Genomic DNA, 21,087 nt, shown 5'->3' on the forward strand with positions numbered 1-21,087 from the left:
CGCATTGAAGTAATCCTCCATCATTTTCCCTTTTCCCTTTATTTTTCCTCTTTTTAGTACCGCATCTACGTCAGACGTGTGAATTGCCTGCCTTGTGGCGAGCGGTTATGTTAGGTCGTTACCGATAATTTAGTGCCGGTGGACGTACCGCGTACCGCTGGCATATGGCCGTAGAGAAATGAATTCTCGGGCCATTAAGCACAGAAGCCGGGAGGCAAACCATGGAGATGTTGTCTGGAGCCGAGATGGTCGTCCGATCGTTAATCGATCAGGGCGTAAAGCAGGTATTTGGCTACCCTGGAGGCGCCGTCCTCGATATTTATGACGCGCTGCATACGGTAGGGGGGATTGACCATGTGCTGGTGCGCCATGAGCAGGCAGCGGTGCATATGGCCGATGGCCTGGCGCGTGCGACCGGGGAAGTGGGCGTGGTGCTGGTCACCTCCGGCCCTGGGGCGACAAACGCTATCACCGGTATTGCCACGGCTTATATGGACTCGATTCCACTGGTCGTGCTCTCCGGTCAGGTAGCGACGTCGCTGATTGGCTATGACGCCTTCCAGGAGTGCGACATGGTTGGGATCTCGCGCCCGGTGGTGAAACACAGTTTCCTGGTGAAGCAGACCGAAGATATTCCCGGCGTGCTCAAGAAGGCATTCTGGCTGGCAGCCAGCGGCCGCCCTGGCCCGGTGGTGGTTGACCTGCCAAAAGATATTATGAACCCGGCTAAGAAGCTCCCGTACGTCTGGCCCGATGCGGTCAGCATGCGTTCTTACAACCCAACCACGACCGGCCATAAAGGCCAGATCAAACGTGCGCTGCAGACGCTTATCGCGGCGAAAAAACCGGTGGTATATGTGGGCGGCGGCGTGGTGAACGCCGAATGCCACACGCAACTGCGTACGCTGATTGAAAAACTGAATCTGCCGGTGGCCTCTTCGCTGATGGGGCTCGGCGGTTTCCCGGCAACGCATCGTCAGTCGCTGGGGATGCTGGGCATGCACGGCACCTATGAAGCCAATATGGTGATGCACCACTCCGACGTGATTTTCGCCGTCGGGGTGCGTTTTGACGATCGCACCACCAACAACCTGGCGAAGTACTGTCCGGATGCTACGGTGCTGCATATCGATATCGATCCAACGTCGATCTCTAAAACGGTACCGGCTGATATTCCGATCGTCGGCGACGCGGGGCAAGTGTTGGATCAAATGCTGGAGCTGCTGGATCAGGAAAGCGCCGCGCAGCCGCTGGATGAGATCCGCGACTGGTGGCAGCAAATCGAGCAATGGCGTGCACGTCAGTGCCTGAAATATGACACTCAAAGCGGGCAGATTAAACCGCAGGCGGTAGTGGAAACTATCTGGAAGCTGACCAACGGTGAAGCGTACGTCACCTCCGACGTGGGCCAGCACCAGATGTTTGCCGCGCTATATTACCCGTTTGATAAACCGCGTCGTTGGATCAACTCCGGCGGCCTCGGCACCATGGGCTTCGGCCTGCCGGCGGCGCTTGGCGTGAAGATGGCGCTGCCGGAAGAGACCGTGGTCTGCGTGACCGGCGACGGCAGCATTCAGATGAACATTCAGGAGCTCTCAACCGCGCTGCAGTACGAGTTGCCGGTGCTGGTGCTAAACCTGAACAACGGTTATCTGGGCATGGTGAAGCAGTGGCAGGATATGATCTATTCTGGCCGTCACTCCCAGTCCTATATGCAGTCGCTGCCGGACTTTGTTCGCCTGGCGGAAGCCTACGGTCATGTTGGTATTCGTATCACCGAGCCCGCTGAGCTTGAGAGCAAGCTTGCACAGGCGCTGGAGCAGGTGCGCAATAACCGCCTGGTATTTGTCGACGTCTGCGTCGATGGTAGCGAGCACGTCTACCCGATGCAGATTCGCGGCGGGGCAATGGACGAGATGTGGCTGAGCAAAACGGAGAGAACCTGATTATGCGCCGGATATTATCTGTATTACTGGAAAACGAGTCCGGCGCGCTGTCGCGCGTGATTGGCCTCTTTTCGCAGCGTGGGTACAACATTGAAAGTCTGACCGTCGCGCCTACCGACGATCCGACGCTATCCCGCATGACTATCCAGACGGTCGGCGATGAAAAGACCATCGAGCAGATCGAAAAGCAGCTGCACAAGCTGGTGGACGTACTGCGAGTGAACGAGTTGGGGCAGGGTGCCCACGTTGAACGTGAAATCATGCTGGTGAAGGTCCAGGCCAGCGGCTATGGCCGTGACGAAGTGAAGCGCAACACGGAAATCTTCCGCGGACAGATCATCGACGTTACGCCATCGCTCTATACCGTGCAGCTGGCGGGGACGAGTGACAAGCTGGATGCATTCCTCGCTTCGCTGCGCGATGTCGCCAGAATTGTTGAAGTGGCGCGCTCCGGCGTGGTCGGTTTGTCGCGCGGCGACAAGATAATGCGCTAATCACCTCTCATCGCTTTATCGTAGCCCGGCCTGGAGTCGGGCTTTTTTTTGCGAAATCAGCAATAAGTGCGAAGAAAAGCTATTGCCGATGAGATCAATCTGCGTTTAGATGTTACGGATTATACTTATAAAGCAAGGGGCAATTGTGAAACTGGATGAAATCGCCCGGCTTGCCGGTGTTTCCCGAACCACCGCCAGCTATGTGATTAACGGCAAAGCTAAGCAGTACCGCGTCAGCGACAAGACTGTCGAAAAAGTGATGGCCGTTGTGCGTGAGCATAACTACCACCCTAACGCGGTAGCCGCCGGTCTGCGTGCAGGACGCACTCGTTCTATTGGGCTGGTGATTCCCGATCTGGAAAACACCAGCTACACGCGCATCGCAAACTATCTTGAGCGTCAGGCCCGCCAGCGCGGCTATCAGTTACTGATTGCCTGCTCGGAAGATCAGCCGGACAACGAAATGCGCTGTATCGAGCACCTGCTGCAACGCCAGGTTGATGCGATTATCGTGTCAACATCGCTGCCGCCGGAGCACCCTTTCTACCAGCGTTGGGCGAACGATTCGTTCCCGATTGTCGCGCTTGACCGTGCGCTCGATCGCGAACACTTCACCAGCGTCGTGGGCGCCGATCAGGACGACGCGGAAATGCTTGCCGCAGAACTGCGTACCTTCCCGGCAGAAACCGTTCTTTATCTTGGCGCGTTGCCGGAGCTGTCGGTAAGTTTCCTGCGCGAACAGGGCTTCCGTACTGCCTGGAAAGATGACCCGCGCGACGTGCACTTCCTGTATGCCAATAGCTACGAACGTGAAGCTGCGGCGCAGCTGTTTGAAAAATGGCTGGAAACGCACCCGATGCCGCAGGCGCTGTTCACCACCTCATTTGCGCTGCTGCAAGGGGTAATGGACGTGACGCTGCGTCGTGAAGGCAAGCTGCCGACCGATCTGGCGATTGCGACCTTTGGTGATAACGAACTGCTCGACTTCCTGCAGTGTCCGGTCCTTGCGGTAGCCCAGCGTCACCGTGATGTTGCCGAACGCGTGCTGGAGATTGTGCTGGCAAGCCTCGATGAACCGCGCAAGCCGAAGCCTGGCTTGAGCCGTATTCGTCGTAATCTTTACCGTCGCGGTAGTCTGAGCCGTCGATAAGCTCTCTTAATGAAGGCTACGATCGGTGGCCTTCATTGAACAAAAAAATCATTCAATTCTTAATTCAGATAATTCTTCATTTTGGTTAGCCCTCTATTTAATTCCCCCGCTAAGATCGCGGAATAGTGCTTAATAATGTGAACGCAAAGTAAAATTAAATTATTTGTGTATTATTTTGTTACATTCTCGCGGCGGATTGCCGAAATAACAAACACTTCTCAGCTTACCTACCAGAATGGGCAATCTCTCTACTCCGAATTCCTCGCAGGGGCGCGCCAGAGGGACTGTTAACGAGCATCAGAATGTCCTAAAATGCCGCTCGCGTCGCAAACTGACACTTTATATATTCTTTCGATGATATTTAGTCGCGTTAACGGCATGTGAATCCGCCTCTATTTTTCTTACGGGTATTCATGGCGTTAATTTGCCTCGTCTGTTGGATAATTATTAATCAGGGCTATTGTCGGCCGCAAATAGTGGTTTTTTGGACTCTGTTGGCATTCATGCTGGCTTGACAAGCTTTTCCTCTGCTCCGTAAACTCCTTAAAGTGGGAATTTGTGGGGTAAAGTGGTAATCGGGGGTGAAGCTGGCATGTTCCGAGGGGCAACGTTAGTCAATCTCGACAGCAAAGGGCGCTTAGCCGTCCCTGTCCGATATCGGGACCAGTTAGTCGAGAGCGCTACCGGTCAAATGGTTTGTACCATTGACATCCATCACCCCTGCCTGCTGCTTTATCCTCTGCCTGAATGGGAAATTATCGAGCAAAAACTCTCGCGTTTGTCGAGCATGAACCCCGTTGAGCGTCGCGTACAGCGACTGCTGTTAGGGCATGCTAGCGAATGCCAGATGGATAATGCCGGGCGATTATTGATTGCGCCGGTTTTACGGCAACACGCCGGATTGACCAAAGAAGTGATGCTGGTCGGGCAGTTCAACAAATTTGAACTGTGGGATGAAACGGCCTGGTATCAACAGGTCAAGGAAGATATCGACGCTGAGCAATCTGCTTCAGGGGCGCTGTCGGAGCGATTGCAGGATTTGTCCTTATAAATATGATGGAAAATTTTAAACACACCACGGTACTGCTGGATGAGGCCGTTAACGGCCTGAATATTCGTCCTGACGGTATCTATATTGATGGTACCTTTGGTCGCGGTGGTCACTCGCGCCTTATCCTGTCGCAGCTTGGCGAGCAGGGGCGTTTGATTGCGATCGACCGCGATCCAGAAGCGATCGCGGTGGCGAAGACCATCGATGACCCACGCTTTTCCATCGTGCATGGCCCTTTCTCTGCGCTGGCGGACTACGTTGCCGAGCGCGACCTTGTCGGCAAGATTGACGGTATCCTTCTCGATCTTGGCGTTTCTTCACCGCAGCTTGATGACGCTGAACGTGGTTTCTCCTTTATGCGCGATGGCCCGCTGGACATGCGCATGGACCCAACCCGCGGTCAGTCAGCAGCAGAATGGCTGCAAACGGCAGAAGAAGCGGACATTGCCTGGGTGATTAAAACCTTCGGCGAAGAACGCTTTGGTAAACGTATCGCTCGCGCCATCGTTGAGCGTAATCGCGAGCAGCCGATGACCCGCACCAAAGAGCTGGCGGAAGTTATCGCGGCAGCCATGCCGGTGAAAGACAAATTCAAACACCCCGCAACCCGTACCTTCCAGGCGGTGCGCATTTGGGTGAATAGTGAGCTGGAGGAGATAGAGCAAGCGCTAAAAAGCTCGCTTGGCGTGCTGGCCCCGGGTGGGCGGCTGTCGATCATCAGCTTCCATTCGCTGGAAGACCGCATCGTGAAACGCTTTATGCGTGAACAGAGCCGCGGTCCACAAGTTCCAGCGGGGATCCCGATGACCGAAGAGCAACTCAGGAAGCTGGGTGGCCGTCATTTACGAGCGCTAGGCAAGTTGATGCCGGGCGAAGATGAAGTGGCAGAGAATCCGCGTGCCCGTAGTTCAGTACTGCGTATTGCAGAAAGGACGAACGCATGATCGGCAGAGTGACAGAAGCCCTAAGCAAAGTAACCGGGTCGTTAGGAAACGGCGAGCGCCATGCCTTGCCTGGCGTTATTCGCGACGACCTTTTGCAATTCGGGAAGCTGCCACTCTGTCTGTTCATTTGCATCATTGTCACGGCGGTAACGGTGGTGACGACCGCCCACCATACCCGCCTGTTAACGGCCCAACGAGAACAGTTGGTGCTGGAGCGCGACGCGTTAGACATTGAGTGGCGAAATCTGATCCTCGAAGAGAATGCTCTTGGCGATCATAGCCGTGTCGAACGTATCGCTACCGAAAAGTTGCAGATGCAACATGTTGATCCATCAAAAGAAAACATTGTTGTGCAGAAATAAGGATTATTGCAACGCATGAAACCAGCGGCAAAAACGCTTAAGCCAAAACGTCAGGAAGAACAGGCCAACTTTATCGGTTGGCGTTTTGCGTTGCTTTGCGGCTGTATTTTTCTGGCGCTTGCGTTCCTGTTGGGACGCGCGGCCTGGCTACAAATTATTGCCCCGGATAAACTGGTGCGTGAAGGTGACATGCGTTCCCTGCGCGTTCAGCAGGTTTCCACCTCTCGCGGGTTGATAACCGACCGCTCAGGCCGCCCGCTGGCGGTGAGCGTGCCGGTAAAAGCGATTTGGGCCGACCCGAAAGAACTGCATGAAGCGGGCGGCGTGATGCTGAACAACCGCTGGAAAGCGCTGGCGGATGCGCTGAACATCCCGCTGGACCAGTTGGCAAACCGCATCAACACCAACCCGCGCATGCGCTTTATCTATCTGGCGCGTCAGGTGAACCCTGACATGGCTGACTACATCAAAAAGCTCAAGTTGCCGGGGATTTATCTGCGCGAAGAGTCGCGCCGTTACTATCCATCCGGAGAAGTAACCGCTCACCTCATCGGCTTCACCAACGTTGACAGCCAGGGGATTGAAGGGGTTGAGAAGAGCTTCGACAAGTGGCTCACCGGCCAACCGGGCGAGCGCATCGTGCGTAAAGACCGCTATGGCCGGGTGATTGAAGATATCTCCTCAACCGACAGCCAGGCCGCGCACAACCTGGCGTTGAGCATTGATGAGCGCCTGCAGGCGCTGGTGTACCGCGAACTGAACAACGCCGTGGCGTTTAACAAAGCGGAATCCGGCAGCGCCGTGCTGGTCGACGTGAGCACGGGTGAAGTGCTGGCGATGGCCAACAGCCCGTCCTATAACCCGAACAACTTTACCGGCACCGCCAAAGACACCATGCGTAACCGGGCCATCACCGACGTGTTTGAACCGGGCTCTACGGTGAAACCGATGGTGGTGATGACCGCGCTACAGCGCGGCGTGGTGCGCGAAAACACCGTGCTAAACACTATTCCTTACCGTATTAACGGCCACGAAATCAAAGACGTGGCGCGCTACAGCGAATTGACCCTGACCGGGGTTCTACAGAAGTCGAGTAACGTCGGTGTTTCCAAGCTGGCGTTAGCGATGCCGTCCTCAGCGTTAGTAGATACTTACTCACGTTTTGGGCTGGGAAAAGCGACCAATTTGGGGTTGGTCGGAGAACGCAGTGGCTTATATCCTCAAAAACAACGGTGGTCTGACATAGAGAGGGCCACCTTCTCTTTCGGCTACGGGCTAATGGTAACGCCGTTACAGTTAGCGCGTGTCTACGCAACGATTGGCAGCTACGGGATCTACCGTCCGCTGTCGATAACCAAAGTTGACCCGCCGGTTCCCGGCGAGCGTATCTTCCCGGAATCTATTGTCCGCACCGTCGTTCATATGATGGAAAGCGTGGCGTTGCCTGGCGGCGGCGGCGTGAAGGCGGCGATTAAAGGCTACCGTATCGCGATTAAAACCGGTACGGCGAAAAAAGTCGGTCCGGACGGGCGCTATATCAACAAATACATTGCTTACACCGCGGGCGTTGCGCCAGCCAGCCAGCCGCGCTTTGCGCTGGTGGTGGTGATCAACGACCCGCAGGCGGGTAAATACTACGGTGGCGCCGTTTCCGCGCCGGTCTTTGGTGCCATCATGGGCGGCGTACTGCGCACGATGAACATTGAGCCGGATGCGCTGGCGACGGGCGGCGATAAAAGTGAATTAGTAACGAATCAAGGCGAGGGTACAGGTGGCAGATCGTAATTTGCGCGACCTTCTCGCTCCGTGGGTGCCAAATGCGCCGGAGCGAGTACTGCGAGAGATGACGCTCGACAGCCGTGTGGCTGCATCGGGCGATCTGTTCGTAGCGGTAGTAGGTCATCAGGCGGACGGGCGTCGTTATATCCCGCAGGCAATTGCGCAAGGTGTCGCTGCTGTTATAGCCGAGGCAAAAGATGAGGCCGCCGACGGTGAAATCCGCGAGATGCACGGCGTGCCGGTTATCTACCTCAGCCAGTTAAACGAGCGCTTATCGGCACTGGCCGGGCGTTTTTACCACGAGCCTTCCGACAGCCTGCGCCTGATTGGCGTGACCGGGACCAACGGTAAAACCACCACCACGCAGCTGATTGCACAATGGTGCCAACTGCTGGGTGAAACCAGCGCGGTGATGGGCACGGTCGGTAACGGCCTGCTGGATAAAGTGATCCCAACGGAAAATACCACCGGCTCGGCGGTCGACGTACAGCACGTGCTGGCTGGTCTGGTTGAGCAGGGGGCGACGGTTGCCGCGATGGAAGTTTCCTCTCACGGCCTGGTGCAGCACCGCGTGGCAGCGCTTAAGTTTGCCGCCTCGGTGTTCACTAACCTGAGCCGCGATCATCTTGATTACCATGGTGATATGGAGCACTACGAAGCGGCGAAATGGCTGCTGTACTCCACTCACCACTGCGGCCAGGCCATCGTCAACGCGGACGATGAAGTGGGCCGCCGCTGGTTAGGTCGTCTGCCGGATGCCGTTGCGGTCTCCATGGACGGTCACATTAATCCAGACTGCCACGGCCGCTGGCTGAAAGCCGTGACGGTGAACTACCACGATAGCGGCGCGACCATCCGCTTCGACTCCACCTGGGGCGAAGGCGAAATTGAAAGCCGCCTGATGGGGGCGTTTAACGTCAGTAATCTGCTGCTGGCGCTGGCAACGCTGCTGGCGCTGGGCTACCCGTTGGCTGACTTGCTGAATACCGCAGCGCGTTTACAGCCGGTTTGCGGGCGTATGGAAGTGTTTAGCGCGCCGGGCAAACCGACGGTGGTGGTCGATTACGCCCACACTCCGGATGCGCTGGAAAAAGCGCTGCAGGCCGCGCGCCTGCACTGCTCCGGCAAGCTGTGGTGCGTCTTTGGCTGCGGCGGCGACCGTGACAAAGGCAAACGTCCACTGATGGGAGCGATTGCCGAAGAGTTTTCCGATGTGGTGGTGGTGACCGACGATAACCCACGCACCGAAGAGCCGCGTGACATCATTAACGACATTCTCGCGGGCATGGTTGATGCCGGCCACGTGAAGGTGATGGAAGGCCGCGCTGAAGCGGTGACCAACGCCATCATGCAGGCAAAAGCGGATGACGTCGTGCTGGTAGCCGGCAAAGGTCATGAAGATTATCAGATTGTGGGTAACCGTCGTCTCGATTACTCCGACCGTATTACCGCAGCGCGTCTGCTGGGAGTGGTGGCATGATTGGCGTAACGCTTGGCCAGCTTGCCAACGTTCTGAACGGCGAACTTTGCGGCAGCGATGCCCTTATTGAAGATGTGACCACCGATACCCGGAAATTAACCCCGGGCTGTCTGTTTGTGGCGCTGAAGGGCGAACGTTTTGACGCGCATGATTTTGCGCAAACGGCCAAAGACGGCGGCGCAGGCGCGCTGTTGGTCAGCCGTAAGCTGGATATCGACCTGCCGCAGTTGGTGGTGAGCGATACCCGTCTGGCCTTCGGCGAACTGGCGGCCTGGGTACGTCAGCAGGTGCCTGCTCGCGTAGTCGCCCTGACCGGTTCTTCCGGTAAAACCTCGGTGAAAGAGATGACCGCCGCCATTCTGGCGCAGTGCGGCAACACGCTTTATACCGCGGGCAATCTAAACAATGACATCGGTGTGCCGATGACATTACTGCGTCTGACGCCGGAGCATCAGTTTGCGGTTATTGAACTGGGGGCAAACCACCAGGGCGAAATCGCCTGGACCGTGAGTTTGACCCGCCCGGAAGCCGCGCTGGTGAACAACCTGGCGGCGGCGCATCTGGAAGGTTTTGGCTCGCTGGCGGGCGTTGCGAAAGCGAAGGGTGAGATCTTCACCGGCCTGCCGGATAGCGGCATTGCGATTCTGAACGCTGATAACAACGACTGGGCCAACTGGCAGCAGGTCATCGGCGATCGTACCGTCTGGCGTTTCTCACCCAACGCGGCGGGGAGCGATTTCAGCGCTGCTGACGTGCGCATAACCTCGCAGGGTACGGAATTTACGTTGCATACGCCGAACGGTAGCACCGACGTGCTGTTGCCGCTGCCGGGTCGCCATAACATCGCCAATGCGCTGGCTGCAACCGCGCTGGCAACCGCTGTGGGCGCTGACCTGAACGCGGTGAAAGCTGGTCTGGCGCAGCTGAAAGCGGTGCCGGGTCGCCTGTTCCCGATTCACCTGACGGACAGCCAACTGGTGCTGGATGACTCCTACAACGCTAACGTTGGTTCGATGACGGCCGCGGTACAGGTGCTGTCTGAAATGCCGGGCTACCGCGTACTGGTGGTCGGCGATATGGCTGAGTTGGGCGCTGAGAGCGAAGCTTGCCACATTCAGGTTGGCGAAGCGGCGAAAGTGGCGGGTATTGACCGCGTACTGAGCGTTGGCAAATTAAGCCAGGCGATCAGCGATGCTAGCGGGGCAGGGGAGCACTTCACCGATAAAGCATCGGCAATTGCTCGTCTTAACATGCTGATTAACGAACACAAATCTATCACCATTCTGGTGAAAGGATCACGCAGTGCTGCCATGGAAGAGGTCGTACGCGCATTACAGGAGAATGGGACATGTTAGTGTGGCTGGCCGAACATCTGGTCAAATATTATTCCGGCTTTAACGTCTTTTCCTATCTGACGTTTCGCGCCATCGTCAGCCTGCTGACCGCGCTGTTCATCTCTTTGTGGATGGGCCCGCGCATGATCGCCCGTCTGCAAAAAATGTCGTTTGGTCAGGTTGTTCGTAACGACGGTCCTGAATCTCACTTCAGTAAACGCGGTACCCCAACGATGGGCGGGATCATGATCCTGACCGCGATTACGGTCTCCGTGCTGCTGTGGGCCTACCCGTCAAACCCGTACGTCTGGTGCGTACTGACGGTGCTGATTGGCTACGGCATTATTGGTTTTGTCGATGACTACCGCAAAGTGGTTCGTAAAGACACCAAAGGGCTTATCGCGCGCTGGAAATACTTCTGGATGTCGGTGATTGCGCTGGGCGTCGCCTTCGCGCTGTACCTTGCCGGTAAAGATACGCCGGCTACCGAGCTGGTGGTGCCGTTCTTCAAGGACATCATGCCGCAGCTTGGCCTGCTCTACATCCTGCTGGCCTATTTCGTGATCGTGGGTACCGGCAACGCCGTTAACCTGACCGATGGTCTCGACGGCCTGGCCATTATGCCGACCGTCTTTGTGGCGGCGGGCTTTGCGCTGGTGGCGTGGGCGACCGGTAACATGAACTTTGCGAGCTATCTGCACATTCCTTACCTGCGCCACGCCGGTGAGCTGGTGATCGTCTGTACGGCGATTGTCGGTGCGGGCTTAGGCTTCCTGTGGTTCAACACCTATCCGGCGCAGGTCTTTATGGGCGACGTTGGTTCGCTGGCGCTGGGCGGCGCGCTGGGCATTATCGCCGTGCTGCTGCGTCAGGAGTTCCTGCTGGTGATCATGGGCGGCGTCTTCGTGGTGGAAACCCTGTCGGTAATTCTGCAGGTAGGTTCCTTCAAGCTGCGCGGTCAGCGCATCTTCCGTATGGCGCCTATTCACCACCACTATGAATTGAAAGGCTGGCCGGAGCCGCGCGTGATCGTGCGCTTCTGGATTATTTCGCTGATGCTGGTGCTGATTGGCCTGGCAACGCTGAAGGTACGTTAATCATGGCAGATTACCAGGGTAAAAACGTCGTCATCATTGGTCTTGGACTGACCGGGCTCTCCTGCGTGGATTTTTTCCTTGCGCAGAACGTTACGCCACGCGTGATGGATACCCGAGCGACGCCACCCGGTCTGGATAAGCTGCCGGAAGCGGTTGAACGCTACGTCGGCGGGCTGAATGAAGACTGGCTGATGGCGGCCGATCTGATCGTTGCCAGCCCCGGTATGGCGCTGGCAAACCCGTCGCTGAGCCGCGCGGCGGATGCCGGTATTGAAATCGTCGGTGACATTGAACTGTTCTGCCGCGAAGCGCAGGCACCGATTGTGGCCATTACCGGCTCCAACGGTAAAAGCACCGTCACCACGCTGATTGGCGAGATGGCTAAAGCGGCGGGCGTGAATGTTGGCGTTGGCGGAAACATTGGCCTGCCTGCGCTGATGCTACTGGACCCGGCCCGCGAACTTTACGTGCTTGAGCTTTCCAGCTTCCAGCTGGAAACCACCTCAAGCCTGCATGCCGCGGCGGCGACCATTCTGAACGTCACCGAAGATCATATGGATCGCTATCCGCTGGGGCTGCAGCAGTATCGCGCGGCGAAGCTGCGTATCTATGAAAACGCCAAAGTTTGCGTTGTGAACGCCGATGACGCCCTGACCATGCCAGTGCGTGGTGCGGACGAGCGCTGCGTGAGCTTCGGCGTGGACGTTGGTGACTATCACCTGAATCGCCAGCAGGGGGAAACCTGGCTGCGCGTGAAGGGGGAAAAGGTATTGAACGTTAAAGAGATGCCGCTCACCGGACAGCATAACTATAGCAACGCCCTGGCGGCGCTGGCGCTAGCGGATGCCGTTGGCTTGCCGCGCGCGACCAGCCTGAAAGCGCTGACCACCTTTACCGGGCTGGCTCACCGTTTCCAGATTGTGCTCGATCACCGTGGTGTGCGCTGGATTAACGACTCGAAAGCGACCAACGTCGGCAGTACCGAAGCGGCCTTAAACGGCCTGCACGTAGCGGGAACGTTGTATCTGCTGTTGGGCGGTGACGGTAAATCGGCCGACTTCGAACCGCTGCGACGCTACCTGACCGGCGATAACATTCGTCTTTACTGCTTTGGCCGCGACGGCGGTGAACTGGCCGCGCTGCGTCCGGAAATCGCCACCCAAACTGAAACCATGGAAGAAGCAATGCGCCTGATTGCGCCGCAGGTCAACGCGGGCGATATGGTGCTACTGTCTCCGGCCTGCGCTAGCCTCGATCAGTTTAAAAGCTTTGAACAGCGTGGTGACGTGTTTGCTCGCCTGGCGAAGGAGTTAGGTTGATGCGTTTATCGCTCCCGCGCCTGAGACTGCCTCGACTGAGGCTGCCGCGTCTGCCGGGCATGCGTATTTTCGCATGGCTGTTTGGTTGGATGTTTGCCGCGCTTAAGGGCTGGGTGATGGGCTCTCGGGAGAAAGATACCGATAGCCTGATTATGTATGACCGCACGCTGCTGTGGCTGACGCTTGGCCTGGCGGCGATTGGTTTTATTATGGTGACCTCGGCGTCGATGCCGGTGGGTCAGCGTCTGGCGAACGATCCGTTCCTGTTCGCCAAGCGTGACGGTCTCTATATTTTGCTGGCGTTTGTGCTGGCGCTGGTGACGCTGCGGCTGCCGATGTCGTTCTGGCAGAAGCACAGTACGTTCATGCTGATTGCTTCTATTGGTATGTTGCTGATTGTACTGGTGGTCGGGAGTTCGGTTAACGGGGCATCGCGCTGGATTGCCTTCGGCCCGCTGCGTATCCAGCCTGCCGAGCTGACCAAGCTGTCGCTGTTTTGCTATATCGCCAACTATCTGGTGCGTAAAGCCGACGAGGTGCGCAACAACCTGCGCGGCTTCTTAAAGCCGATGGGCGTGATTTTCGTGCTGGCAATTTTACTGCTGGCGCAGCCGGACCTCGGTACCGTCGTGGTGCTGTTTGTGACCACTCTGGCGATGCTGTTCCTCGCAGGCGCCAAGCTGTGGCAGTTCATCGCCATCATCGGCATGGGGATTTCGGCCGTGGTGCTGCTGATCCTCGCCGAACCGTACCGTATTCGCCGCGTGACCTCGTTCTGGAACCCGTGGGAAGACCCGTTCGGCAGCGGTTACCAGCTGACGCAGTCGCTGATGGCCTTCGGGCGCGGTGAGATGTGGGGCCAGGGGTTAGGCAACTCCGTGCAGAAACTGGAGTACCTGCCGGAGGCACATACCGACTTCATCTTCGCCATCATCGGCGAGGAATTGGGTTATATCGGTGTGGTACTGGCACTTTTAATGGTATTCTTCGTCGCTTTCCGCGCCATGTCCATTGGTCGCAAAGCGCTGGAGATAAACCAACGTTTTTCTGGCTTCCTGGCTTGCGCAATTGGCATATGGTTCAGCTTCCAGGCGTTGGTCAACGTAGGGGCGGCGGCCGGGATGTTACCGACCAAGGGCCTGACCCTACCGTTGATAAGCTACGGTGGCTCCAGTCTTCTGATTATGTCGACAGCCATCATGTTCTTATTACGTATTGATTATGAAACGCGTCTGGAAAAAGCCCAGGCGTTTACCCGAGGTTCTCGATGAGCGGTCAAACAAAGCGGTTAATGGTGATGGCGGGCGGTACCGGTGGACACGTGTTCCCGGGGCTGGCGGTTGCGCACCATTTAATGGATCAGGGCTGGCAAGTACGCTGGCTGGGAACCGCGGATCGTATGGAAGCCGACCTGGTGCCAAAACATGGCATCGAGATTGATTTTATCCATATTTCCGGCCTGCGCGGCAAAGGTCTGAAGGCGCTACTGCTGGCGCCGATGCGTATTTTTAACGCCTGGCGTCAGGCGCGCGCGATCATGAAACGCTTTAAGCCGGACGTGGTGCTGGGAATGGGCGGGTATGTTTCCGGGCCGGGCGGTCTGGCGGCGTGGTCACTGGGTATTCCGGTTGTCCTGCACGAGCAGAACGGCATTGCTGGCTTGACGAACAAATGGCTGGCGAAGATTGCCACCAAAGTGATGCAGGCCTTCCCGGGCGCGTTCCCGAATGCGGAAGTGGTCGGCAACCCGGTGCGTGTTGATGTGCTGGCGCTGCCGCTGCCGGAACAGCGTCTGGTCGGCCGCGAAGGCCCGATTCGCGTACTGGTCGTTGGCGGCTCTCAGGGGGCGCGTATTCTCAACCAGACTCTGCCTCAGGTGGCGCAACGTTTGGGTGAGGCGGTGACCATCTGGCACCAGAGCGGCAAAGGCGGTCAGCAGACCGTTGAGCAGGCTTATGCCGATGTCGGTCAACCGCAGCATAAAGTAACCGAATTCATTGATGACATGGCCGAAGCGTACGCGTGGGCTGATGTCGTCGTCTGCCGCTCCGGCGCGCTGACGGTCAGTGAGATTGCGGCAGCGGGGCTGCCTGCTATCTTCGTGCCGTTCCAGCATAAGGACCGTCAGCAGTACTGGAATGCGCTGCCGCTGGAGAAAGCCGGCGCGGCGAAGATCTTCGAGCAGCCGCAGTTTACGGCGCAAGCGGTCGCTGACACGCTGGCAAGCTGGGATCGCAACACATTATTAGAGATGGCTGAGCGTGCTCGTGCGACGGCCATCCCGGACGCTACCGAACGGGTAGCAAAAGAAGTAAGCCTGGCTGCAAAGGCTTAATCATCGCGGCGCAGTTGCGTCGCCCGAATTTCAGAAGTGATGGCGTTTAGAGAATGAATACACAACAACTGGCGAAACTGCGTTCTATTGTGCCCGAGATGCGTCGCGTCCGGCACATTCACTTTGTTGGCATCGGCGGCGCCGGTATGGGCGGTATTGCTGAAGTACTGGCCAACGAAGGGTATCAGATCAGCGGTTCCGACCTGGCGCCGAACCCGGTGACGCAGCAGTTGACGAAATTGGGCGCCACCATCTATTTCAATCACCGCCCGGAAAACGTTCGCGATGCGAGCGTGGTGGTGGTCTCTACGGCTATCTCTGCTGATAACCCGGAAATCGTTGCTGCGCATGAGGCGCGTATTCCGGTGATTCGCCGCGCGGAAATGCTGGCGGAGCTGATGCGTTTTCGTCACGGCATCGCCATTGCCGGGACACACGGTAAAACCACGACCACCGCGATGGTCGCAAGCATTTATGCGGAAGCCGGGCTGGACCCGACCTTCGTCAACGGTGGCCTGGTGAAGGCGGCAGGCGTGCATGCGCGTCTGGGTCATAGCCGCTACCTGATTGCGGAAGCCGATGAGAGCGACGCGTCGTTCCTGCATCTGCAGCCGATGGTGGCGATTGTCACCAACATCGAAGCCGACCATATGGATACCTACCAGGGCGACTTCGAGAATTTAAAGCAGACGTTTATCAACTTCCTGCACAACCTGCCGTTTTATGGCCGTGCGGTGATGTGCGTTGATGACCCGGTTATTCGCGAGCTGCTGCCGCGCGTAGGCCGTCAGACCACCACTTACGGTTTCAGTGACGATGCAGATGTTCGTGTGGAAAGCTACCAGCAGATTGGCCCGCAGGGACACTTCACGCTGGTGCGTCAGGATAAAGAAGACCTGCGCGTGACGCTGAATGCGCCAGGCCGTCATAACGCGCTGAATGCCGCTGCGGCGGTTGCAGTGGCGACGGAAGAGGGCATTGAAGACGAGGCGATTCTGCGCGCGCTGGAAAGTTTCCAGGGCACCGGGCGTCGTTTTGACTTCCTGGGAGAATTCCCACTGGAAGAGGTGAACGGTAAAGAAGGCACCGCGCTGCTGGTGGACGACTACGGTCACCACCCAACGGAAGTCGATGCGACGATCAAAGCCGCCCGCGCTGGCTGGCCGGACAAAAAGCTGGTGATGGTATTCCAGCCGCACCGTTACACCCGTACGCGCGACCTGTACGATGATTTTGCTCACGTGTTGACTCAGGTCGATGCGCTGCTGATGCTGGATGTGTATCCGGCGGGCGAAGCGCCGATTCCAGGGGCCGATAGCCGTTCACTGTGCCGTACCATTCGTGGACGTGGAAAAGTGGACCCGATTCTGATTTCGGATAGCGCTCAGGTCCCGGAAATGCTGGCATCAGTACTGACGGGTAATGATCTTGTTCTAATTCAAGGCGCGGGAAATATTGGTAAAATCGCGCGTAACTTAGCTGAAATCAAACTGAAGCCGCAAACTCAGGAGGAACCGCGCCATGGCTGATAAGATCGCGGTTCTTTTGGGTGGAACCTCAGCCGAACGCGACGTGTCGTTAAACTCCGGCGCGGCGGTGCTGGCCGGTCTTCGCGAAGCGGGCATTGATGCTCATCCGGTAGACCCAAAAGAGACTGATGTTACCCAACTGAAAAATATGGGTTTTCAGAAAGCGTTTATTGCGCTGCACGGCCGTGGCGGCGAAGATGGCACGCTGCAAGGATTACTGGAACTCTTAAAACTTCCGTATACCGGCAGCGGCGTGATGGCATCGGCCATTTCAATGGATAAACTGCGCAGTAAATTGCTGTGGCAGGGGGCCGGATTACCGGTCGCTCCTTGGGTCGCCGTTGAGCGCAAAGCCTTTAATGCCGGGCTTTCCAGCGAGATTCAGACGCAGATTGCGGCGCTTGGCCTGCCGCTTATCGTTAAGCCGAGCCGCGAAGGCTCAAGCGTTGGGATGTCGAAAGTCATCGAGAGTGCTGACCTGGCTGAAGCGTTAACGCAGGCGTTTCAACACGATGACGAAGTTCTGGTAGAAAAATGGCTCAGTGGGCCGGAATTTACGGTTGCGGTGCTTGGTGAAGAAATTTTACCGACAGTTCGCATCCAACCTGCCGGAACCTTCTATGATTATGAAGCGAAGTATCTCTCTGATGAGACGAAATATTTCTGCCCTGGCTGTGAAGATTCATCCCAGGAATCGGCAATGCAGTCTTTAGTACTGAAAGCCTGGAAAGTCTTAGGTTGCCGTGGATGGGGTCGCATTGACGTGATGCAGGACAGCGATGGCCAGTATTATCTGCTGGAGGCAAACACCTCTCCGGGGATGACCAGCCACAGTCTGGTGCCGATGGCGGCGCGTCAGGCGGGAATGAGTTTCTCGCAGCTGGTAGTACGAATTCTGGACCTGGCGGGGTGATATGTCGCAGGCTGCGCTGAATACGCGGAACCGTGAAGAAGAGGAAGAGTATGCCGCTTCACGGCGCAATAATGGAACGCATCTGGTGGGAATTGTTTTCCTGCTGGCGGTGTTGTGTACCGTGTTTGTTAGCGGCTGGGTCGTGCTGGGCTGGATGGAAGATGCGCAACGATTGCCCATCTCAAAACTGGTGGTGACTGGCGATCGTCATTACACGCGTAACGATGATATTCGGCAGTCCATTCTGGCATTGGGATCGCCGGGAACCTTTATGACCCAGGATGTGAATATCGTCCAGAGTCAGATTGAACGTCTGCCGTGGATTAAACAGGCAAGCGTCAGAAAGCAGTGGCCGGACGAATTGAAGATTCATCTGGTTGAATATGTGCCCATTGCACGTTGGAATGATCAGCACATGGTGGATGCCGAGGGGAATGCCTTCAGCGTTCCAGCCGATCGTACCAGTAAGCAAACTTTACCTATGCTCTATGGCCCTGAAGGCAGCGCAAGCGAAGTATTGCAGGGCTATCACGACATGGGGGCGATGCTCGCGAAAGGGAAGTTCACGTTGAAGGTTGCGGCGATGACCGCGCGCCGTTCGTGGCAGTTGACGCTTGATAACGGTATCAAGCTGAACCTGGGACGGGGCGATACGATGAAGCGGCTGGAACGTTTTTTAGAACTGTACCCGGTTCTACAGCAGCAGGCGCAAACAGACGGTAATCGGATTAGCTATGTTGATTTGCGTTATGACTCGGGGGCGGCAGTAGGCTGGGAACCTGCTCCTGCGGCGGATACTAATCAACAACAGAATCAGGCACAGGCAGAACAACAATGATCAAGGCGGCGGACAGAAAACTGGTAGTTGGACTGGAGATTGGCACTGCAAAAGTAGCCGCTTTAGTAGGGGAAGTTCTGCCCGACGGAGTGATTAATATCATTGGGGTTGGCAGTTGCCCATCCCGTGGTATGGATAAAGGCGGGGTTAACGACCTTGAGTCGGTAGTGAAATGCGCACAGCGCGCTATCGACCAGGCGGAGCTGATGGCGGATTGCCAGATCTCTTCGGTATATCTGGCGCTTTCCGGTAAGCACATTAGCTGTCAAAATGAGATAGGTATGGTGCCTATCTCAGAAGAAGAGGTCACGCAGGAAGACGTGGAGAACGTCGTTCACACGGCGAAATCCGTTCGCGTACGTGATGAACATCGTGTTTTGCACGTCATTCCGCAAGAATACGCAATTGATTATCAGGAAGGGATCAAAAACCCGGTAGGCTTATCCGGTGTGCGTATGCAGGCGAAGGTACATCTGATTACCTGTCACAACGACATGGCGAAAAATATCGTCAAAGCGGTAGAGCGTTGTGGCCTGAAGGTCGATCAGCTGATTTTTGCCGGCCTGGCTTCCAGCTATTCCGTGTTAACGGAAGATGAACGTGAGCTGGGTGTCTGCGTTGTGGACATCGGCGGCGGTACAATGGATATCGCAGTCTACACCGGCGGCGCACTGCGTCACACCAAAGTGATTCCTTATGCAGGGAACGTGGTGACCAGCGACATCGCCTACGCCTTCGGCACGCCGCCGAGCGATGCTGAGGCCATTAAAGTGCGCCACGGCTGCGCGCTAGGCTCCATTGTGGGCAAAGATGAGAGCGTTGAAGTGCCAAGCGTGGGCGGTCGTCCGCCGCGTAGCTTGCAGCGCCAGACATTGGCAGAGGTCATTGAGCCGCGTTATACCGAGCTGCTGAACCTCGTCAATGAAGAGATTTTACAGTTACAGGAACAGCTTCGTCAGCAGGGTGTCAAACACCACCTCGCGGCGGGGATTGTATTGACCGGTGGCGCAGCGCAAATTGAAGGGTTAGCGGCTTGCGCGCAGCGAGTGTTCCATACGCAGGTTCGTATCGGTGCGCCGCTGAATATTACTGGTCTGACGGACTATGCCCAGGAGCCGTATTATTCAACGGCGGTGGGCCTGCTGCACTACGGGAAAGAGTCCCACTTAAGTGGTGAAGCAGAGGTAGAAAAGCGCGTCACCGCATCGGTCGGATCGTGGATCAAACGACTGAATAGCTGGTTACGCAAAGAGTTTTAATTTTTAAAGAGACCCATGCGCAATTCAGGGTCTCGGGCGACAGGCACAAAACGGAGAGAAACTATGTTTGAACCTATGGAACTGACCAACGACGCGGTGATTAAAGTCATCGGCGTCGGTGGCGGCGGCGGTAATGCCGTTGAACACATGGTGCGCGAACGCATCGAAGGTGTTGAGTTTTTTGCTGTTAACACCGATGCGCAGGCACTGCGTAAAACGGCGGTTGGCCAGACTATCCAGATTGGTAGCGGTATTACCAAAGGTCTGGGCGCTGGGGCAAACCCAGAAGTCGGTCGCAACGCGGCTGATGAAGACCGTGAAGCACTGCGCGCTGCGTTAGATGGTGCAGACATGGTGTTCATCGCAGCAGGCATGGGCGGCGGTACCGGTACCGGTGCAGCGCCAGTGGTTGCTGAAGTGGCTAAAGATTTAGGTATCCTGACCGTCGCTGTCGTGACTAAGCCTTTCAACTTTGAAGGCAAGAAGCGTATGGCGTTTGCGGAGCAGGGTATTACCGAACTGTCCAAGCACGTGGACTCCCTGATCACCATCCCGAACGACAAGCTGCTGAAAGTTCTGGGTCGCGGTATCTCCCTGCTTGACGCGTTTGGCGCGGCGAACGACGTGCTGAAAGGCGCGGTACAGGGTATCGCTGAGCTGATCACCCGTCCTGGCCTGATGAACGTCGACTTCGCGGACGTCCGTACTGTAATGTCCGAAATGGGCTATGCAATGATGGGCTCCGGTGTGGCAAGCGGTGAAGACCGTGCGGAAGAAGCGGCTGAAATGGCTATCTCTTCTCCGCTGCTGGAAGACATCGACCTGTCCGGCGCACGTGGCGTTCTGGTCAACATCACCGCGGGCTTCGACCTGCGTCTGGATGAGTTCGAAACCGTAGGTAATACTATCCGTGCGTTCGCGTCGGACAATGCCACCGTGGTTATCGGTACGTCCCTTGACCCGGATATGAACGACGAACTGCGTGTTACCGTTGTCGCCACCGGTATTGGCATGGACAAGCGTCCTGAGATCACCCTGGTGACCAACAAGCAGACGCAGCAGCCTGCGCTGGATCGCTATCAGCAGCACGGTATGGCGCCGCTGACGCAAGAACAGAAACCGGCAGCTAAAGTGGTTAACGACAATACGCCGCAGACCACTAAAGAACCGGATTACCTGGATATCCCGGCATTCCTGCGTAAGCAAGCTGATTAAGAATTAGCTGGAAGTTGGGAATCTGCGCTCTTTGTGCTAAAC

General features: G+C 56.7%; 18 protein-coding genes. All 18 read left to right on the plus strand.

The genetic code is table 11. The features are described 5' to 3' along the window. Positions 1–221 precede the first annotated feature (221 nt). The 18 genes from ilvI to ftsZ all read left to right on the plus strand — a co-directional run bounded on the left by ilvI (position 222) and on the right by ftsZ (position 21,045). A complete protein-coding gene (gene ilvI, locus AB2B48_RS21675; protein ID WP_185668565.1) occupies positions 222–1,946 on the plus strand; it encodes an acetolactate synthase 3 large subunit in 1,725 nt (574 codons plus the stop codon). 2 nt (positions 1,947–1,948) lie between these two features. After that, on the plus strand, positions 1,949–2,440 hold the full coding sequence (gene ilvN / locus AB2B48_RS21680; RefSeq protein WP_035893016.1) for an acetolactate synthase small subunit: 492 nt from the start codon (positions 1,949–1,951) through the stop codon (positions 2,438–2,440). A 145-nt stretch (positions 2,441–2,585) separates the two neighbouring features. After that, positions 2,586–3,590, plus strand: coding sequence for a catabolite repressor/activator (gene cra, locus AB2B48_RS21685; protein ID WP_185668563.1), 1,005 nt, complete (start codon positions 2,586–2,588; stop codon positions 3,588–3,590). A gap of 592 nt (positions 3,591–4,182) precedes the next feature. Continuing rightward, positions 4,183–4,641, plus strand: coding sequence for a division/cell wall cluster transcriptional repressor MraZ (gene mraZ, locus AB2B48_RS21690; RefSeq protein ID WP_185668561.1), 459 nt, complete (start codon positions 4,183–4,185; stop codon positions 4,639–4,641). Positions 4,642–4,643: 2 nt separating this feature from the next. After that, positions 4,644–5,585: a 16S rRNA (cytosine(1402)-N(4))-methyltransferase RsmH gene (rsmH, locus tag AB2B48_RS21695; protein WP_185668559.1), complete on the plus strand. Its 942-nt coding sequence runs from the start codon at positions 4,644–4,646 to the stop codon at positions 5,583–5,585. After that, the gene (gene ftsL, locus AB2B48_RS21700) at positions 5,582–5,947 is read left to right on the plus strand and encodes a cell division protein FtsL (protein WP_035893020.1); all 366 of its coding nucleotides are present in this window, start codon (positions 5,582–5,584) and stop codon (positions 5,945–5,947) included. The genes rsmH and ftsL overlap by 4 nt, the downstream gene beginning before the upstream one ends. 15 nt (positions 5,948–5,962) lie before the next feature. Then, entirely contained in the window at positions 5,963–7,732 is a 1,770-nt protein-coding gene (locus AB2B48_RS21705; RefSeq protein ID WP_368300186.1) for a peptidoglycan glycosyltransferase FtsI, read from the plus strand. Further along, positions 7,719–9,206 (plus strand): UDP-N-acetylmuramoyl-L-alanyl-D-glutamate--2,6-diaminopimelate ligase, encoded by a 1,488-nt coding sequence (gene murE / locus AB2B48_RS21710; protein WP_185668555.1) that lies wholly within the window; start codon positions 7,719–7,721, stop codon positions 9,204–9,206. The genes AB2B48_RS21705 and murE overlap by 14 nt, the downstream gene beginning before the upstream one ends. Then, positions 9,203–10,561, plus strand: coding sequence for a UDP-N-acetylmuramoyl-tripeptide--D-alanyl-D-alanine ligase (gene murF, locus AB2B48_RS21715; RefSeq protein ID WP_368300188.1), 1,359 nt, complete (start codon positions 9,203–9,205; stop codon positions 10,559–10,561). Before murE ends, murF begins: the two co-directional genes overlap by 4 nt. After that, positions 10,555–11,637: a phospho-N-acetylmuramoyl-pentapeptide-transferase gene (gene mraY / locus AB2B48_RS21720; RefSeq protein ID WP_035893027.1), complete on the plus strand. Its 1,083-nt coding sequence runs from the start codon at positions 10,555–10,557 to the stop codon at positions 11,635–11,637. The genes murF and mraY overlap by 7 nt, the downstream gene beginning before the upstream one ends. Before the next feature lie 2 nt (positions 11,638–11,639). Next, positions 11,640–12,956 carry a UDP-N-acetylmuramoyl-L-alanine--D-glutamate ligase gene (gene murD, locus AB2B48_RS21725; RefSeq protein WP_368300189.1) on the plus strand — a complete coding sequence of 439 codons (1,317 nt, stop codon included), beginning with the start codon at positions 11,640–11,642 and terminating at the stop codon, positions 12,954–12,956. Then, complete coding sequence (gene ftsW / locus AB2B48_RS21730) at positions 12,956–14,227, plus strand: cell division protein FtsW (protein ID WP_185668550.1); 1,272 nt, start codon at positions 12,956–12,958, stop codon at positions 14,225–14,227. The genes murD and ftsW overlap by 1 nt, the downstream gene beginning before the upstream one ends. Beyond that, positions 14,224–15,291 (plus strand): undecaprenyldiphospho-muramoylpentapeptide beta-N-acetylglucosaminyltransferase, encoded by a 1,068-nt coding sequence (gene murG / locus AB2B48_RS21735; RefSeq protein ID WP_185668548.1) that lies wholly within the window; start codon positions 14,224–14,226, stop codon positions 15,289–15,291. The genes ftsW and murG overlap by 4 nt, the downstream gene beginning before the upstream one ends. Positions 15,292–15,344: 53 nt before the next feature. Then, positions 15,345–16,820: a UDP-N-acetylmuramate--L-alanine ligase gene (gene murC, locus AB2B48_RS21740; protein WP_185668546.1), complete on the plus strand. Its 1,476-nt coding sequence runs from the start codon at positions 15,345–15,347 to the stop codon at positions 16,818–16,820. Beyond that, positions 16,813–17,733 carry a D-alanine--D-alanine ligase gene (locus tag AB2B48_RS21745; RefSeq protein WP_368300190.1) on the plus strand — a complete coding sequence of 307 codons (921 nt, stop codon included), beginning with the start codon at positions 16,813–16,815 and terminating at the stop codon, positions 17,731–17,733. Before murC ends, AB2B48_RS21745 begins: the two co-directional genes overlap by 8 nt. 1 nt (position 17,734) lies before the next feature. After that, complete coding sequence (gene ftsQ / locus AB2B48_RS21750; protein ID WP_220440743.1) at positions 17,735–18,571, plus strand: cell division protein FtsQ; 837 nt, start codon at positions 17,735–17,737, stop codon at positions 18,569–18,571. After that, the gene (ftsA, locus tag AB2B48_RS21755) at positions 18,568–19,830 is read left to right on the plus strand and encodes a cell division protein FtsA (RefSeq protein ID WP_368300191.1); all 1,263 of its coding nucleotides are present in this window, start codon (positions 18,568–18,570) and stop codon (positions 19,828–19,830) included. Before ftsQ ends, ftsA begins: the two co-directional genes overlap by 4 nt. 63 nt (positions 19,831–19,893) lie before the next feature. Further along, entirely contained in the window at positions 19,894–21,045 is a 1,152-nt protein-coding gene (gene ftsZ / locus AB2B48_RS21760; RefSeq protein WP_035893043.1) for a cell division protein FtsZ, read from the plus strand. The last annotated feature ends 42 nt before the right edge of the window (positions 21,046–21,087 follow it).

Source organism: Kluyvera sichuanensis (genome assembly GCF_040930405.1).
Lineage (GTDB): Bacteria > Pseudomonadota > Gammaproteobacteria > Enterobacterales > Enterobacteriaceae > Kluyvera > Kluyvera sichuanensis.

Excerpts from the sequence above, each read along its gene's own strand:
- ilvI (WP_185668565.1), top strand. The coding sequence starts at position 222 with ATGGAGATGTTGTCTGGAGCCGAGATGGTCGTCCGATCGTTAATCGAT.
- ilvN (WP_035893016.1), top strand. The coding sequence starts at position 1,949 with ATGCGCCGGATATTATCTGTATTACTGGAAAACGAGTCCGGCGCGCTG.
- mraZ (WP_185668561.1), top strand. The coding sequence starts at position 4,183 with ATGTTCCGAGGGGCAACGTTAGTCAATCTCGACAGCAAAGGGCGCTTA.
- rsmH (WP_185668559.1), top strand. The coding sequence starts at position 4,644 with ATGATGGAAAATTTTAAACACACCACGGTACTGCTGGATGAGGCCGTT.
- ftsL (WP_035893020.1), top strand. The coding sequence starts at position 5,582 with ATGATCGGCAGAGTGACAGAAGCCCTAAGCAAAGTAACCGGGTCGTTA.
- AB2B48_RS21705 (WP_368300186.1), top strand. The coding sequence starts at position 5,963 with ATGAAACCAGCGGCAAAAACGCTTAAGCCAAAACGTCAGGAAGAACAG.
- murF (WP_368300188.1), top strand. The coding sequence starts at position 9,203 with ATGATTGGCGTAACGCTTGGCCAGCTTGCCAACGTTCTGAACGGCGAA.
- mraY (WP_035893027.1), top strand. The coding sequence starts at position 10,555 with ATGTTAGTGTGGCTGGCCGAACATCTGGTCAAATATTATTCCGGCTTT.
- murD (WP_368300189.1), top strand. The coding sequence starts at position 11,640 with ATGGCAGATTACCAGGGTAAAAACGTCGTCATCATTGGTCTTGGACTG.
- ftsW (WP_185668550.1), top strand. The coding sequence starts at position 12,956 with ATGCGTTTATCGCTCCCGCGCCTGAGACTGCCTCGACTGAGGCTGCCG.
- murG (WP_185668548.1), top strand. The coding sequence starts at position 14,224 with ATGAGCGGTCAAACAAAGCGGTTAATGGTGATGGCGGGCGGTACCGGT.
- murC (WP_185668546.1), top strand. The coding sequence starts at position 15,345 with ATGAATACACAACAACTGGCGAAACTGCGTTCTATTGTGCCCGAGATG.
- AB2B48_RS21745 (WP_368300190.1), top strand. The coding sequence starts at position 16,813 with ATGGCTGATAAGATCGCGGTTCTTTTGGGTGGAACCTCAGCCGAACGC.
- ftsQ (WP_220440743.1), top strand. The coding sequence starts at position 17,735 with ATGTCGCAGGCTGCGCTGAATACGCGGAACCGTGAAGAAGAGGAAGAG.
- ftsA (WP_368300191.1), top strand. The coding sequence starts at position 18,568 with ATGATCAAGGCGGCGGACAGAAAACTGGTAGTTGGACTGGAGATTGGC.
- ftsZ (WP_035893043.1), top strand. The coding sequence starts at position 19,894 with ATGTTTGAACCTATGGAACTGACCAACGACGCGGTGATTAAAGTCATC.